17 protein-coding genes and 1 pseudogene are annotated in these 15,389 nt (G+C 65.4%); 16 read left to right on the top strand and 2 right to left on the bottom strand.

Annotation, left to right across the window (positions count from 1 at the left end; translation table 11 throughout):
* Positions 1–456, bottom strand: a complete 456-nt coding sequence (locus CHB74_RS10635) for a universal stress protein (protein WP_089219628.1) — start codon at positions 454–456, stop codon at positions 1–3.
* Between the two features lie 132 nt (positions 457–588).
* Here CHB74_RS10635 and CHB74_RS10630 point away from each other — a divergent pair, with 132 nt between their 5' ends.
* From CHB74_RS10630 to CHB74_RS10610, 5 genes are all read left to right on the top strand, one after another.
* Positions 589–1,863, top strand: coding sequence for a pyruvate dehydrogenase complex dihydrolipoamide acetyltransferase (locus CHB74_RS10630; protein ID WP_089219627.1), 1,275 nt, complete (start codon positions 589–591; stop codon positions 1,861–1,863).
* 48 nt (positions 1,864–1,911) lie between these two features.
* Positions 1,912–3,306 (top strand): dihydrolipoyl dehydrogenase, encoded by a 1,395-nt coding sequence (gene lpdA / locus CHB74_RS10625; RefSeq protein ID WP_089219626.1) that lies wholly within the window; start codon positions 1,912–1,914, stop codon positions 3,304–3,306.
* A gap of 73 nt (positions 3,307–3,379) precedes the next feature.
* Positions 3,380–3,832 carry a phosphatase PAP2 family protein gene (locus CHB74_RS10620; protein WP_245842822.1) on the top strand — a complete coding sequence of 151 codons (453 nt, stop codon included), beginning with the start codon at positions 3,380–3,382 and terminating at the stop codon, positions 3,830–3,832.
* Between the two features lie 42 nt (positions 3,833–3,874).
* On the top strand, positions 3,875–5,164 hold the full coding sequence (locus CHB74_RS10615) for a Xaa-Pro dipeptidase (RefSeq protein ID WP_089219624.1): 1,290 nt from the start codon (positions 3,875–3,877) through the stop codon (positions 5,162–5,164).
* An 88-nt stretch (positions 5,165–5,252) separates the two neighbouring features.
* Positions 5,253–6,401 carry an acyltransferase family protein gene (locus tag CHB74_RS10610; protein WP_089219623.1) on the top strand — a complete coding sequence of 383 codons (1,149 nt, stop codon included), beginning with the start codon at positions 5,253–5,255 and terminating at the stop codon, positions 6,399–6,401.
* A gap of 19 nt (positions 6,402–6,420) precedes the next feature.
* On the opposite strand, the gene CHB74_RS10605 is transcribed toward CHB74_RS10610, so the two are convergent.
* Positions 6,421–7,251: a sialate O-acetylesterase gene (locus tag CHB74_RS10605; RefSeq protein ID WP_089219622.1), complete on the bottom strand. Its 831-nt coding sequence runs from the start codon at positions 7,249–7,251 to the stop codon at positions 6,421–6,423.
* A gap of 268 nt (positions 7,252–7,519) precedes the next feature.
* Here CHB74_RS10605 and rpsL point away from each other — a divergent pair, with 268 nt between their 5' ends.
* The 11 genes and pseudogenes from rpsL to CHB74_RS10550 form a co-directional block, all read left to right on the top strand.
* Positions 7,520–7,891, top strand: a complete 372-nt coding sequence (rpsL, locus tag CHB74_RS10600) for a 30S ribosomal protein S12 (protein ID WP_089219738.1) — start codon at positions 7,520–7,522, stop codon at positions 7,889–7,891.
* A gap of 76 nt (positions 7,892–7,967) precedes the next feature.
* A complete protein-coding gene (gene rpsG, locus CHB74_RS10595; RefSeq protein ID WP_089219621.1) occupies positions 7,968–8,438 on the top strand; it encodes a 30S ribosomal protein S7 in 471 nt (156 codons plus the stop codon).
* Between the two features lie 86 nt (positions 8,439–8,524).
* On the top strand, positions 8,525–10,492 hold the full coding sequence (gene fusA / locus CHB74_RS10590) for an elongation factor G (protein WP_089219620.1): 1,968 nt from the start codon (positions 8,525–8,527) through the stop codon (positions 10,490–10,492).
* Between the two features lie 77 nt (positions 10,493–10,569).
* The gene (tuf, locus tag CHB74_RS10585) at positions 10,570–11,760 is read left to right on the top strand and encodes an elongation factor Tu (RefSeq protein WP_089219619.1); all 1,191 of its coding nucleotides are present in this window, start codon (positions 10,570–10,572) and stop codon (positions 11,758–11,760) included.
* 119 nt (positions 11,761–11,879) lie between these two features.
* Complete coding sequence (gene rpsJ, locus CHB74_RS10580; protein WP_011952197.1) at positions 11,880–12,191, top strand: 30S ribosomal protein S10; 312 nt, start codon at positions 11,880–11,882, stop codon at positions 12,189–12,191.
* A 277-nt stretch (positions 12,192–12,468) separates the two neighbouring features.
* The gene (gene rplC, locus CHB74_RS10575; RefSeq protein ID WP_089219618.1) at positions 12,469–13,221 is read left to right on the top strand and encodes a 50S ribosomal protein L3; all 753 of its coding nucleotides are present in this window, start codon (positions 12,469–12,471) and stop codon (positions 13,219–13,221) included.
* Between the two features lie 2 nt (positions 13,222–13,223).
* Positions 13,224–13,850: a 50S ribosomal protein L4 gene (rplD, locus tag CHB74_RS10570; protein ID WP_089219617.1), complete on the top strand. Its 627-nt coding sequence runs from the start codon at positions 13,224–13,226 to the stop codon at positions 13,848–13,850.
* On the top strand, positions 13,843–14,157 hold the full coding sequence (locus CHB74_RS10565) for a 50S ribosomal protein L23 (protein ID WP_089219616.1): 315 nt from the start codon (positions 13,843–13,845) through the stop codon (positions 14,155–14,157). The genes rplD and CHB74_RS10565 overlap by 8 nt, the downstream gene beginning before the upstream one ends.
* 4 nt (positions 14,158–14,161) lie before the next feature.
* Positions 14,162–14,998 carry a 50S ribosomal protein L2 gene (gene rplB / locus CHB74_RS10560; RefSeq protein WP_089219615.1) on the top strand — a complete coding sequence of 279 codons (837 nt, stop codon included), beginning with the start codon at positions 14,162–14,164 and terminating at the stop codon, positions 14,996–14,998.
* 3 nt (positions 14,999–15,001) lie between these two features.
* Entirely contained in the window at positions 15,002–15,310 is a 309-nt protein-coding gene (gene rpsS / locus CHB74_RS10555; RefSeq protein ID WP_089219614.1) for a 30S ribosomal protein S19, read from the top strand.
* A pseudogene (locus CHB74_RS10550) lies at positions 15,276–15,389 on the top strand (50S ribosomal protein L22); the annotation flags it as partial. The gene rpsS and the pseudogene CHB74_RS10550, both read left to right, overlap by 35 nt.

Below are 15,389 nucleotides of genomic sequence, written 5' to 3'. Positions count from 1 at the left end.
TCAGCTCAGCCGGTCGAGTGCCTCGTCGCTGAGCGATCCCGGGATGATCATCACGGGGCAGGGCAGTTTGCCCGCGTCCTGACCGGAAAAGTGCGCGACCAGTGGCCCGGGCGCGCCGGTGGCGGCGGCGCCGAGGACGAGGGCGGCGGTGTCGGGCCGTTCGGCGAGCATGTTGCGGACCGAGGCCACGGGTTCGCCGACCTTGACCGTGATCGACGGGCGCAGGCCGGTTTCCTCGATCAGTTCGCCGGCTGCCTGCGCGACGAGCGCATCGGCGCGTAGCCGGGCTTCTTCCTCCATCGCCGCCTGGACGCCGCCCCACTGGACGAATTCCGGCGGCGGGATCAGCGCCACGATTTCCACCGCGCCGCCCGTCTTGGCCGCGCGCCGCGCGGCGAAGCGCAGCGCCACGCGCGATTCGTCATTGTCGTCGATCACCACCAGATAGGTGCGCATCGCTCATCTCTCCCTGTTGGCGGCAGACATGAGTGATAAGTGCCCGCCGCGCAAGCATGCGGGCCTTGACCGGGCCAGCCGCTTGGCCGAGAGACGGGCGCCTGTCCCGGACTTTCTAATTGAGGCCAGTTTATGCCCATCGAGCTCAAGATGCCCGCGCTTTCCCCGACGATGGAGGAGGGCACGCTGGCCAAGTGGCTGGTGAAGGAAGGCGATGAGGTGAAATCGGGCGATCTGCTGGCCGAGATCGAGACCGACAAGGCGACGATGGAATTCGAGGCCGTCGACGAAGGCACGATCGCCAAGATCTTGATTCCCGAAGGCACGGATGGCGTGAAGGTTGGCGCGGTGATCGCGCTGATCGCCGGCGAGGGCGAGGATGCGTCCGCCGCTGCCGCCGCGCCCGCGCCAAAGGCCGAGAAGCCGGCCGCTCCGGCGCCCAAGGCGGAGCCGGAGGTTGCGGCCAAGGCCGCGCCGACGCCTGCTCCCGCCGCCGCCCCGGTCCCGGCCTCCACCGACGATCGCGTGAAGGCGACCCCGCTCGCCCGCAGGATCGCGCAGGCGCAGGGGATCGATCTTGCGTCCGTCGCTGGCACCGGCCCCAATGGCCGGATCGTCAAGGCCGACGTCGAAGGCGGCAAGCCCGCCGCAGCCGCCGCACCGGCCGCGCAGGCGCCGGCGGCGCCGATCGCCACGCCGGCGGCCGCCCCTGCGGGTATCCCGTCGGAAACGATCAAGCTTTCCAACATGCGCAAGACGATCGCCAAGCGCCTCACCGAATCCAAGCAGACGGTGCCGCATTATTATCTGACGATCGATTGCAACCTCGATGCGCTGCTCAAGCTGCGTGGGGAGCTCAATGCGGGCCTCGAAGGGCGCGGCATCAAGCTTTCGGTCAACGATCTGCTGGTCAAGGCGCTCGGCGTCGCGCTGGCCGAAGTGCCCGATGCGAATGTCCAGTTCGCCGGCGACACGCTGGTCAAGTTCCAGCGTTCGGACATTTCGATGGCGGTGGCGATCCCGGGCGGGCTGATCACGCCGGTGATCACCGATGTCGTCAACAAGCCCCTGTCGCGGATCGCGACCGAGGCGAAGGACCTCGCCGCCCGCGCCCGCGACGGCAAGCTGGCGCCGGAAGAATATCAGGGCGGCACCGCTTCCATCTCCAACCTCGGCATGTACGGCATCAAGCAGTTCGATGCGGTCATCAACCCGCCGCAGGGGATGATCCTGGCCGTCGGCGCGGGCGAGAAGCGGCCTTATGTCGTGAACGACGCGCTGGCGATGGCGACGGTGATGACCGCCACGGGCAGCTTCGACCATCGCGCCATTGACGGCGCGGTCGGCGCCGAGCTGATGGCGGCGTTCAAGCGGCTGGTGGAAAAGCCGCTGGGGATGCTGGCCTGATCGGCCGGCATCGCCAATCTTTCAAATCAAGGCTCGAACGGAGCATCCATGGCTGACACCTACGACCTCATCGTCCTTGGCTCGGGCCCCGGCGGCTATGTCGCGGCGATCCGCGCGAGCCAGCTTGGCCTCAAGGTCGCGATCGTTGAGCGCGAAAATCTGGGCGGCATCTGCCTGAACTGGGGGTGCATCCCCACCAAGGCGCTGCTGCGCACCTCGGAAATCTATCACTATATGACGCACGCCGACGCCTATGGCCTGTCGGCGGAGAAGCCGGGTTTCGATCTGGCCAAGGTGGTCAAGCGTTCGCGCGGCGTCGCCGGCCAGCTCAATGCCGGCGTCAAGGGCCTGATGAAGAAGAACAAGATCACCGTTGTCGAAGGCAATGGCACGATCGTCGCGGCCGGCAAGCTGAAGGTGGAGAAGGACGGCAAGACCACCGACCTTGCCGCCAAGGACATCATCATCGCCACCGGTGCGCGCGCGCGCGACCTGCCCTTCGCGCCGGCGGACGGCAAGCGGATCTGGACCTATCGCCACGCGATGGTGCCGGCCGAAATGCCGACCAAGCTGCTTGTCATCGGATCGGGCGCGATCGGTGTCGAATTTGCCAGCTTCTATTCGGACATGGGCGCCGATGTGACGATCGTCGAGATGCTGCCGCGCATCCTGCCGGTGGAGGATGAGGAAGTCTCCGCCTTCATGGAAAAGGCGCTGACCAAGCAGGGCATGAAGATCCTGACCGGGGCGGGCGTCGAGAAGCTGGAAGCGACCGCCAAGGGCGTCACCGCCGCGATCAAGGCCAAGGACGGCAAGGTCGAGACGGCCGAGTTCAGCCATGCCATCGTCGCCGTCGGCATCCTCCCCAATACCGAGAATATCGGGCTGGAGGCGCTGGGCGTGAAGACGACCAGGGGCCATATCGACACGGATCCGATGGGGCGCACCAGCGTGCCGGGCCTGTGGGCGATCGGCGACGTGACCGCGCCGCCATGGCTGGCGCACAAGGCGAGCCACGAAGGCGTGATCGCGGCCGAGGCGATCGCCGGCAAGCATCCGCACGCGATGGATGTGCGCAACATTCCGGGCTGCACCTATTCGCGCCCGCAGGTGGCGTCGGTCGGACTGACCGAAGCCAAGGCGAAGGAAGCCGGCTATGAGCTGAAGGTGGGCAAATTCCCCTTCATCGGCAATGGCAAGGCGATCGCGCTGGGCGAGGCGGAAGGCTTCATCAAGACGGTGTTCGACGCCAAGACCGGCGAATTGCTGGGCGCGCACATGGTGGGCGCGGAAGTGACCGAGCTGATCGAGGGCTATACCGTGGCCAAGCAGCTTGAAACCACCGAGGCCGAGCTGATGGACACGGTGTTCCCGCACCCCACGCTTTCCGAAATGATGCACGAAAGCGTGCTTTCGGCCTACGGCCGCGCGCTCCACTTCTAGGACGTTCGCGACGGACGTCGACGCAAGCCTGCTCCACGCGCTGGCGGTCGAGCCTGGCTCGGCCGCCGCGACGGTGGCGCTGGCCTTCACCCGGCTGGGCGATGCCGGCACCCGCATGATCCTGATCCCGCTGCTGGCCGGCCTGCTGGGCTGGCGGCGCGGCTGGCGGACGGCGGCATTGTTCGTGGCGATCGTGATGACCGGCGCGGCGCTGGTGGCGCTGCTCAAATCCGCGATCGGGCGGCCCCGGCCCGATCTGCTGCCCCATCTCGACAGCGTGACATCGGCGAGCATGCCGAGCGGCCATGCCGCCAATAATCTGATCGTCTGGCTGGCGGCGGCGCGGGCCTGGTCGCCAGCGCCTTGGCCCGCCGTCGCGGCGCTGCTGCTGGCGGCGGCGATCGGGGTTTCGCGGGTGATGCTGGCGGTGCACTGGCCGAGCGACGTGGTGGTTGGCTGGCTGATCGGATTGTCGTGGGTTTGCGGTTGTTTCGCGCTGGCGCGCCGGAGCGGTTGTCGGCGCTGATCGCGGCGGTTACGACTGGGGTCCTACCCAAGGGGGGAATGAATGAGAAACGGACTTGGCGCGCTTGCCGCGCTGCTGCTGAGCACCGTCTGCGCCATGCCGGCGGCGGCGGAAACGGTTGTCGTCACCGCTGCGCGGATGTTCGACGCGAAGGCCGGACGGATCGTCGACGAACCCGTGGTGGTGATCACCGACGGGCGGATCCAGTCGGTCGTCACGCGCGGGGCTGCGCGGCCGGTGATTCCGGCGGATGCGCGCCGCGTCGATCTGGGCGACATGACGATCCTGCCGGGGCTGATCGACATGCACGTCCATCTCGATTCGAACCCGATCTATGGCGGCTATACCGGCCTGCAGTTCACCGACAGCTTCTGGGCGATGCAGGGCACTGCCAATGCCAAGGCGATGCTGGAGGCGGGGTTCACCACGGTCCGCAATGTCGGTTCCAGCAATTACAACGATGTCGGCATGAAGCAGGCGATCGACGAGGGGCTCATCGCGGGGCCGCGCATCGTGCCCGCAGCGCATGCGCTGGGCGCGACCGGCGGCCATTGTGACGAGACCTATCTGCCGCCGTCCTTCCACGCCAAGGGCGAGGCCGTGGGCGATTCGATCGACGAACTGCGCCAGCGCGTGCGCGAGCAGCGCAAATATGGCGCCGAGGTGATCAAGGTCTGCGCGACGGGCGGCGTATTTTCGCGGAACACCGAGCCCGGCCAGCAGCAGCTGACCGAGGCGGAACTGAAGGGCATTGCCGACGAGGCGCATATGTGGGGGCTGAAGGTGGCGGCCCACGCGCATGGCGCGGCGGGCATCAAGGCCGCGATCCGCGCGGGTATCGACACGATCGAACATGCCAGCCTGATCGACGATGAAGGCATCAAGCTGGCGCGCGATCACGGCGCCTATCTGTCGATGGACATCTTCAACACCGAATATACCCAGGCCGAAGGCGCCAGGAATGGCGTGATGGAGGACAATCTTCGCAAGGATCGCGAAGTGGCCGACATCCAGCGCAACAATTTCCGCAAGGCGCATGCGGCCGGCGTGAAGCTGGTGTTCGGCACCGACGCCGGGGTGATGCCGCACGCCACCGCCGGCGGCCAGTTCGCGATCATGGTGCGTTACGGGATGACCCCGGCCGAGGCGATCCAGGCCGCGACGGTGAATGCCGCCGCCGCGCTGGGCCGCGACGCCACCGTCGGTTCGATCGCGGCGGGCCGCTATGGCGACATCATCGCCGTGGCGGGCGATCCGACCCGCGACGTGCGGCTGCTGGAAACCATTCCCTTCGTCATGAAGGGCGGGGACGTGGTGAAGGCCGCGAATTGACACCGGTTCGCCGCTGAACCCCGAATGCGGTGGACTCAGGCGGCGGGTTGGTGCCAGCTAAGCGCATGATGAACCATCCATACGCCTGATGAGCGGGTTGCTGATTCCCGCCGAAGCCGGGGCGATGCGTCGCAACAATTTCGACGCGATTCGCCTCGGCATGGCGCTGCTTGTCATCTGGTCGCACTGCTTCGCCATCTATCATGGCAGCGAGGCGAACGAGCCCGTGTCGCGGTTACTGGGTGGGCATTACAATGCCGGCAATGTTGGCGTCTGGGTGTTCTTCATCATCAGCGGCTTTCTGATCAGCCATAGCTATGTGCGGTCGCCTGACCTGTGGACCTATCTTAAGCGCCGCGTCGCGCGCATCCATCCGGGTTTCATCGCGGCCACCTCGATCTGCGCGTTTCTGGTGGTGCCGCTCTTTTCCAGCCAGGGCTTCGCGGTGCTGAGCCCGGCGGAAGTGGCACGGACCATCGGCCTCAACATCCTCCTACAGGGGCACATGCCGCCGTCGGACGCCTTCGCCGCGAACCCGGTGCAGGCGGTGAACGGCGCCTTGTGGAGCATCCCGTTCGAATTCTGGTGCTATCTCGGCCTCGCCGCGCTGGGCGCGGCGGGCGCGATGCGCAAGCGGATCGCCGTGCCGTTGCTGATGGTGCTGATCATGCTGGTCCGCGCCTGGCTGGACCTGACCGGACGCAAGCCCGGCGGTGGAATCATCGGCGATATCATCGGCTGGCCCTATCTGTGGTTCGCCGTCGCGCCCTGCTTTCTGGCGGGGATGAGCGTCTATCTCTATCGTGATCGGCTGCCGCGCAGCCGGACCCTGTTTGCCGGCCTGCTCCTGGCCCTGCTGATCGCCGCCCATCTGCCGGTATCGCCGCTGGCATCGCAGATCCTGTGCGGGCTGCTGTTCCCGCCGGCGACCGCCTATATGGTGTTCCATCTGGGGTTCAGCCGCAGCGTGCGTCTGCCCGATGTCGCGCGGCGGGGCGATTATTCCTACGGCACCTATCTTTACGGCTTCCCGATCCAGCAGATGGTGATGGCGGCCTTTGGCGTCGCCATGCCGTTTTTCCTCTATGTGCCGACGGTGCTGGCGCTGTCGCTGATCGCGGGCATGGCGAGCTGGTATTGCGTCGAGCAATGGTTCCTGCCGCGATCGCGGCGCGAACATGGCGAGCGACAGGAAACGTCGCAGGGGTTCGAGCAGCCGGCGGCCGAATCGCGCTGAGCGCGCGCTGTCGCCGCGGTTAGCCGCCGAGCGCCTGTACGACGGCGCTGGCGATCATCCGGGCCACCCGTTCCTGCCCGTCGCCGTTCAGGTGGCAGCCGTCGGCCTGGCGGAAAGCGGGGCCGAGCGCATCCATGTCGACGCCGAGGTGGATGCCGGGCGTGCGGCTGGCGAAGGCGCTCCGGGCCTGATCCAGCGAGGCGCTGCGCCGGGCGCTGGGGGGGCAGACCGAGTTGGACGTGACGATCCACGGCGCCGCCGGCATGCGCGCATGGAGGCGACCCAGTTCGTTCGCATAGCTTGCCGCCGGCATCGCGACATCGGCCTCGCCCTGCACCCAGACATGGATGGCGGGGCGCAGGCCCGCGCGGCGGGCATCGGCGATACGATCGAGCAGCAGATCGCGCATCGCCGAATCGCGCGCCGTCCACTGGACGATCGAGGTGCCGCCGATTCCCCCCGCGATCAGCACGACCGGGCGGCGGAGCGCCGCCGAGACATAGCCGGCCATCGGGGTGCCGATCGACCCGCCATCTCCCGCCGCGCCGAGCATGGGATCGCGCAACGGATAGCAATGGCCGGCGAAATAATTATAGGCGGGCGGAACGGTCGGTTCCGACGCCGGGCGAAACAGGCGCGTGCCGCTATTGGCGGACAGCGACTGGCCGAAAAGCACGATGACGAGCGCATTGTCGGGGCAGGGCAGGGGCTTGCGATCCCCCGGCAGATCATGGATGTGCGGTGGCACGCTGCCTTCTGCGAAGAGCTGCGTCGCCCATGCCGCGCCGAAGAGCGCGAGCAGGCCGGCGAGCGCGGCGGAGAGGATGCGGGGCGATCGGAGCCGGGCCATAGACGGCCGAACCTAGCGCCAAGGCGGCCGGACCGCACCCCCGTTGACCCTGAACGACTCTCTCATTATAGCGCGCCGCGGTTCGTTCTCCGGATTCCCGGCGGGCGGACAGCTTGAACATTGCTGATGCACGCAATGGCTCGGGTCGGCTTTCGGCCGCCGGGGCCTTTACGCGTTCCATGAATCCCCCGTTTGGGGGTGAGCAGGGCAATTCGGGCATCGGTAAAGTAACCGCCGGTTTTTCCGGCAACAAAAGGTGAAGGGCTTCATGCCGACGATCAATCAGCTGATCCGCAAGGGTCGCGAGCCTCAGAAGGCCAAGTCGAAGGTCCCCGCGATGGACCAGAACCCGCAGAAGCGGGGCGTTTGCACGCGCGTCTACACGACCACCCCGAAGAAGCCGAACTCGGCTCTCCGCAAGGTCGCCAAGATCCGCCTGACCAACCAGCGCGAAGTGATCAGCTACATCCCGGGCGAAGGCCATAACCTGCAGGAGCACTCGGTTGTGCTCATCCGCGGCGGCCGTGTGCGCGACCTTCCCGGCGTGCGCTACCACGTGCTGCGCGGCGTGCTCGACACGCAGGGCGTGAAGGACCGCAAGCAGAGCCGTTCGAAGTACGGCGCCAAGCGTCCGAAGTAAGCTGGCACAGCTAGCCGGTTTGGTCTGCCCGGCGTGGCCCTTGATGGCCCCGGGCGAATGATAAGGAAGTAACGAGATGGCTCGTCGTCGTCGTCCCGAAAAGCGCGAAATCCTGCCCGATCCGAAGTTCGGGGATATCGTGCTCAGCAAGTTCATGAACTCCGTCATGCTCGACGGTAAGAAGTCGGTCGCGGAAAGCATCGTTTATTCGGCGCTGGACACGATCGAAGCGCGCGCCAAGAAGGATCCGATTGGCGTGTTCCATGACGCGCTCAACAACATCAAGCCGGGCATCGAAGTCCGCAGCCGCCGCGTCGGCGGTGCCACCTACCAGGTGCCGGTCGAAGTTCGTCCGGAGCGTTCGCAGGCGCTGGCGATCCGCTGGCTGATCTCGGCCGCCCGTGCGCGCAGCGAGAACACGATGTCGGCGCGTCTGTCGGGCGAACTGCTCGACGCCGCCAGCAACCGCGGCAACGCCGTCAAGAAGCGCGAAGACACGCACCGCATGGCGGAAGCGAACCGCGCCTTCTCGCACTACCGCTGGTAAAAGGCAGACTCGAAAGAGTCACATAACCTTCCCATATCGTCGGGGACGGAGCGGACGCTCCGATCCCCGACATCGGAGACTAGACCATGGCCCGCAGCCACCCGCTCGCCAAATATCGCAATATCGGTATTATGGCGCACATCGACGCCGGCAAGACCACCACGACCGAGCGTATTCTTTATTACACCGGCAAGTCCTACAAGATCGGCGAAGTGCATGAAGGCACCGCCACGATGGACTGGATGGAGCAGGAGCAGGAGCGCGGCATCACGATCACGTCGGCCGCGACGACCTGTTTCTGGAACGACCACCGCATCAACATCATCGACACGCCCGGCCACGTCGACTTCACCATCGAGGTGGAGCGTTCGCTGCGCGTGCTCGACGGCGCGGTTGCCGCGTTTGACGGCGTTGCCGGCGTTGAGCCGCAGTCGGAAACCGTGTGGCGCCAGGCGGAAAAGTACAAGGTTCCGCGGATGTGCTACGTCAACAAGCTTGACCGCACCGGCGCGAACTTCCTGCGCTGCGTGGAAATGATCAAGGATCGCCTGGGTTCGCGTCCGGCCGTTCTTTATATCCCGATCGGCATCGAAGGCGGCTTCAAGGGCCTCGTCGATCTGGTCAACAACCGCGCGATCATCTGGCTCGATGAGTCGCTGGGCGCGAAGTTCGAATATCAGGACATTCCGGCCGAATATGCCGACGACGCCGCGCAGTTCCGTTCGGAACTGATCGAAATGGCGGTCGAGCAGGACGACGCCGCGATGGAAGCGTATCTGGAGGGCAATGAGCCCGACGCCGACACGCTGAAGGCGCTGATCCGCAAGGGCACCCTGAACTTCTCGTTCGTGCCGGTGCTGTGCGGCTCGTCGTTCAAGAACAAGGGCGTGCAGCCGCTGCTCGACGCGATCGTCGACTATCTGCCGTCGCCGCTGGACATTCCGGCCGTGCAGGGCGTCAAGCTCGACGGCGAAACCCCGGACGAGCGCCCGGCCGACGACGCCGCGCCGATGTCCGCGCTTGCGTTCAAGATCATGAACGATCCGTTCGTCGGCTCGCTCACCTTCGCGCGCATCTATTCGGGTAAGCTCGAAAAGGGCTCGGTCCTGAACTCGGTGAAGGACAAGAAGGAAAAGATCGGCCGCATGCTGCTGATGCATGCGAACAGCCGTGAAGACATCGAAGAAGCCTTCGCGGGTGACATTGTCGCCATCGCCGGCCTCAAGGAAACCACGACCGGCGACACGCTGTGCGCGCCGGCCGCGCCGATCATCCTCGAGCGCATGGAATTCCCGGAGCCGGTGATCGAGCTGTCGGTGGAACCGAAGACCAAGGCCGACCAGGAAAAGATGGGCATCGCGCTCAACCGCCTGGCCGCCGAGGATCCCTCGTTCCGCGTGTCGACCGATCACGAATCGGGCCAGACGATCATCAAGGGGATGGGCGAACTCCACCTCGAGATTCTCGTCGATCGCATGAAGCGCGAGTTCAAGGTCGAAGCGAATGTCGGTGCGCCGCAGGTGGCGTATCGCGAGTCGCTCGCCCGCAAGGCCGACATCGACTATACCCACAAGAAGCAGTCGGGCGGTTCGGGCCAGTTCGGTCGCGTGAAGATCACGGTCGAGCCGGGTGAACGCGGCCAGGGCATCATTTTCGTCGACGAGGTGAAGGGCGGCAACATTCCGCGCGAATACATCCCGTCGGTGGAAAAGGGCGTTCGCGAAGTGGCGGCCACGGGTTCGCTGATCGGCTTCCCGATCATCGACTTCACCGTGACGCTGACCGACGGTGCCTATCACGACGTCGACTCGTCGGCGCTCGCGTTCGAAATCATGATCGGCGACATGAACAGCCGTCGTGGCCAGATCCAGGGCACCGACAGCCGGGGCAATGCCCAGGTTGTCGAGGCGATGGTGCCGCTCGCCAACATGTTCGGCTACGTGAACCAGCTTCGCTCGTTCACGCAGGGGCGTGCGCAGTATACGATGCAGTTCTCGCATTATGACGAAGTTCCGCAGAACGTGGCGGACGAGGTCAAGGCGAAGCTGGCGTAAAGCTGAATTTGTGGTTATGGGCGCGTCCGCATTGGGCGGCGCGCCCGGAAAACGGTTTGAGAAGAAGGTAGGATACAATGGCGAAAGCTAAGTTCGAGCGGACGAAGCCGCACTGCAACATCGGCACCATCGGTCACGTCGACCACGGCAAGACCTCGCTGACGGCTGCGATCACCAAGGTGCTCGCCGAGTCGGGCGGCGCCACGTTCACCAGCTACGACAACATCGACAAGGCGCCGGAAGAGCGCGAGCGCGGCATCACCATCTCGACCAGCCACGTCGAGTATGAGACCAACGACCGCCACTATGCGCACGTCGATTGCCCGGGCCACGCCGACTATGTGAAGAACATGATCACCGGTGCCGCCCAGATGGACGGCGCGATCCTCGTCGTTTCGGCCACCGACGGCCCGATGCCGCAGACCCGCGAGCACATCCTGCTCGCCCGTCAGGTCGGCGTGCCGCAGCTCGTCGTCTTCCTCAACAAGGTTGACCTCGTCGACGATCCCGAAATCCTGGAACTCGTTGAGCTCGAAATCCGCGAGCTGCTCTCGAAGTATGACTTCGACGGCGACAACATTCCGATCATCGCGGGTTCGGCCGTTGCCGCCCTCGAAGACAAGACCCCGGAAATCGGCCGTGACGCCGTCATGAAGCTGATGGCCGCCGTCGACAGCTGGATCCCGCAGCCGGAGCGTCCGCTCGACAAGTCGTTCCTGATGCCGATCGAAGACGTGTTCTCGATCTCGGGCCGCGGCACCGTGGTGACCGGCCGCGTCGAGACCGGCATCGTCAAGGTGGGCGAAGAAGTCGAAATCGTCGGCATCAAGGACACCCGCAAGACCACCGTCACGGGCGTCGAAATGTTCCGCAAGCTGCTCGACCAGGGCCAGGCCGGCGACAACATCGGTGCGCTGATCCGCGGCGTCGGCCGTGAAGAGGTGGAGCGTGGCCAGGTGCTCGCGAAGCCGGGCACGATCACCCCGCACACCGAGTTCAGCGCCGAAGTCTACGTCCTGTCGAAGGACGAAGGTGGCCGTCACACGCCGTTCTTCGCCAACTACCGTCCGCAGTTCTACTTCCGCACGACCGACGTGACGGGCGAAGTGGTTCTGCCGGAAGGCACCGAGATGGTGATGCCCGGCGACAACGTGTCGCTCGGCGTGAAGCTGATCGCCCCGATCGCCATGGACCAGGGTCTCCGCTTCGCCATCCGCGAAGGTGGCCGTACGGTCGGCGCCGGCGTCGTCGGCACGATCACCAAGTAATTGCTTGCATGAGCCGGCCGGCTCCACTAGGGAGCCGGCCGGTATTTTTTCGTCCTGACGGATTCGGCCGAACGATTCGCTGAAGCCCAGGGACACGGCTCTTTCGCATCGGTAGAGAAATGGAAACGCAGAACATCCGCATTCGCCTGAAGGCGTTCGACCATCGCGTGCTCGATCAGGCCACCGGCGACATCGCCGACACCGCCCGACGCACCGGCGCGCTTATCCGCGGCCCCATTCCTCTTCCCACGCGCATCGAAAAGTTCACGGTCAACCGTGGCCCGCACATCGACAAGAAGTCGCGCGAGCAGTTCGAAGTGCGCACCTACAAGCGCCTGCTGGACATCGTTCAGCCCACCCCGCAGACCGTCGACGCGCTGATGAAGCTCGATCTCGCCGCGGGTGTTGATGTTGAGATCAAACTGGCCTAAGAGGCCGCTTCCCGCTGGAGCCGAATCGGCTCCGGCGCCTCACGCGATTTGGTTTCGGCCCCGGTGTTTCGGCACCGGCATCGCGTGACGGAAGAGTAGGGATACCGGCCAGCCTCCGCGCTGGCGACCGAGTCCCCGTCTTTCGCTTTTGACGAAGCGGAAATGATGGCCCTGACGGGGGCAAGGGTTCATTGGGCTGGGCTTCGGCGGTTTCGTCGGGGCCTTTTTCGTTGGCACGCTCCCCGCTAACGGGAGCCTCTGTTGGAAGGAACGGATCATGCGCACTGGCGTGATCGCAAAGAAGATGGGGATGACCCGCCTGTTCCAGGAAGACGGCCGGCACGTTCCGGTTACCGTCCTTTCCCTGGAAGGGAATCAGGTCGTCTCGGTCCGCGACAAGGAGCGCGACGGCTATGTGGCCGTGCAGCTCGGCGCGGGCACCGCGAAGGTCAAGAATATCTCGAAGCCCGAGCGTGGGCATTTCGCCAAGGCTGAAGTCGAGCCCAAGGCGCGCCTCGTGGAATTCCGCGTGGCCGATGACGCCGTGCTCGAGGTTGGCGCGGAGATCGCCGCCGACCATTTCGTGCCGGGCCAGATGGTCGACATTGCTGGCCAGACCCAGGGTAAGGGTTTCGCGGGCGCCATGAAGCGTTGGGGCTTCGGCGGTCTGCGCGCTTCCCACGGTGTTTCGGTCTCGCACCGTTCGCACGGTTCGACCGGTAACCGCCAGGATCCGGGCAAGGTCTTCAAGAACAAGAAGATGGCCGGTCACATGGGTGATCGCCAGCGCACGCAGCAGAATCTCGAGATCGTGTCGACCGACGTCGAGCGCGGGCTTCTGTTCGTGAAGGGTTCGGTGCCCGGTTCCAAGGGCGCCTGGCTGATCGTCAAGGACTCGGTGAAGGTCGCGCGTCACGCCGATGCGCCCTATCCGGCCTCGGTGAAGAAGGCCGTCAGCAACGATAGCGCTCCGCAGACCGAGGCTCCGGCCGAAGTCGCTGCCGAAGCCGCTGAAGGCCAGGAGGGCTGAGCATGAAGGTCAAGGTTCAGACCCTCGACGCGAAGGCGTCGGGCGACATCGATCTCGCGGACGAAGTGTTCGGCCTGGAGCCGCGCGCGGACATCCTGCATCGCGTCGTCACCTGGCAGCTCGAGAAGCGCCGCGGCACCGCCCGCGCGACCCGCGAGCGTTCGGACGTTGCGCGTTCGGGCAAGAAGTTCGGTCGCCAGAAGGGCGGCGGTACGGCCCGTCACGGCGATCGCCGCGCCCCCGTCTTCATCGGCGGTGGTAAGGCCCACGGTGCCCGTCTTCGCGACTTCAACCCGTCGCTGAACAAGAAGGTTCGTGCGCTCGGCCTGAAGATGGCGCTGTCGGCCAAGGCCAAGGACGGCAACCTGATCGTCGTCGATGCGCTCGACGTCGCCGAAGGCAAGACCAAGACGCTTGCGGGCCAGCTCGCCAAGCTCGGTTTCGGCACGAAGGCGCTGGTCATCGACGGTGACGCGCTCAATGTCAGCTTCGCGCTGGCTTCGAGCAACCTCAAGGGCGTCAACCTGCTGCCGGCGATCGGCGCGAACGTCTATGACATTCTGAAGCACGACACGCTGGTGCTGACCCGCGCCGCCGTCGAAAAGCTGGAGGCGCGCCTCAATGGCTAAGAAGCAGAACGAAGCGGTGGCGCTGCGTCATTACGACGTCGTGCTCGCGCCGCACATCACCGAAAAGACGACCCTGCTCTCCGAGCATAATGCGGTTGTCTTCAAGGTCGCCGGCGACGCCAGCAAGCCCGAAATCAAGGCCGCTGTCGAAGCGCTGTTCAATGTCTCGGTGACGGGCGTGAACACGATCGTCCAGAAGGGCAAGACGAAGCGCTGGAAGGGCGCTCCGTACCGCCGTTCGGACGTGAAGAAGGCGATCGTGACGCTGGCCGAAGGCCAGTCCATCGACGTGACCACGGGGATCTGACGCCATGGCGCTCAAGCATTATAACCCGACGAGCCCGGCCCGCCGCGGCCTGATCCTCGTCGACAAGTCGGCGCTGTGGAAGGGCAAGCCGGTCAAGGCGCTTACCGAAGGTAAGCGCAAGTCCGGTGGCCGCAACAACCAGGGCCACGCCACCGCGCGCGGCATCGCTGGCGGCCACAAGCAGAAGTATCGCTTCGTCGATTTCAAGCGCCGGAAGTGGGACATGCCCGCGACCGTCGAGCGTCTGGAATATGACCCGAACCGTTCGGCCTTCATCGCCCTCGTCAAGTATGAGGACGGCGAGCTCGCCTACATTCTCGCGCCGCAGCGTCTCGCTGCCGGTGATGTGGTGGTCGCGGGCAAGAAGACCGACACCAAGCCGGGCAACGCGATGGAAATCGGCCAGGCTCCGGTCGGCACGATCGTCCACAACGTCGAGATGAAGCCCGGCAAGGGCGGTCAGATCGCGCGTGCGGCGGGCACCTATGTGCAGATCGTCGGCCGCGACAAGGGCATGGTGATGGTTCGCCTGAACTCGGGCGAACAGCGCTACATCCGTTCGGACTGCATGTGCACGGTCGGCGCGGTGTCGAACCCCGACAACGCCAACCAGAACCTTGCCAAGGCTGGCCGCAACCGCTGGCTCGGCAAGCGTCCGCTCACCCGCGGCGTTGCCAAGAACCCGGTCGACCACCCGCACGGCGGTGGTGAAGGCCGCACCTCGGGCGGCCGTCACCCGGTCACCCCGTGGGGCAAGCCGACCAAGGGTGCCCGCACCCGTTCGAACAAGTCCACGGACAAGTTCATCATCCGTTCGCGTCACGCGAAGAAGAAGAGGTAAGCGATGGCCCGCTCCGTCTGGAAAGGTCCGTTTGTCGACCTGCATCTGCTGAAGAAGGCCGAATCGGCTCAGGAATCGGGCGCCCGCGCTCCGATCAAGACCTGGTCGCGCCGCTCCACGATCCTGCCGCAGTTCGTCGGCCTGACCTTCAACCTCTACAACGGCCGCAAGTTCGTGCCGGTGTCGGTGAATGAAGACATGGTCGGCCACAAGCTGGGTGAATTCGCGCCGACGCGCTATTTCCCCGGCCACGCCGCCGAAAGAAGGGCAAGCGCTGATGTCGAAGCCTGCATCCCCCCGCAAGGTCGGTGAGAAGGAAGCGCTGGCGGTGGCCACCACCGTCCGCGGCTCGCCGCAGAAGCTGAACCTGGTTGCGGCGCTGATCCGCAAC

Origin of the sequence: Edaphosphingomonas laterariae (genome assembly GCF_900188165.1) — a bacterium.
In the GTDB taxonomy this organism is placed as follows: Bacteria; Pseudomonadota; Alphaproteobacteria; order Sphingomonadales; family Sphingomonadaceae; genus Sphingomonas_E; species Sphingomonas_E laterariae.
The sequence above is the reverse complement of the archived record's forward strand: the minus strand, read 5'-3'. Positions and strand labels throughout refer to the sequence as shown.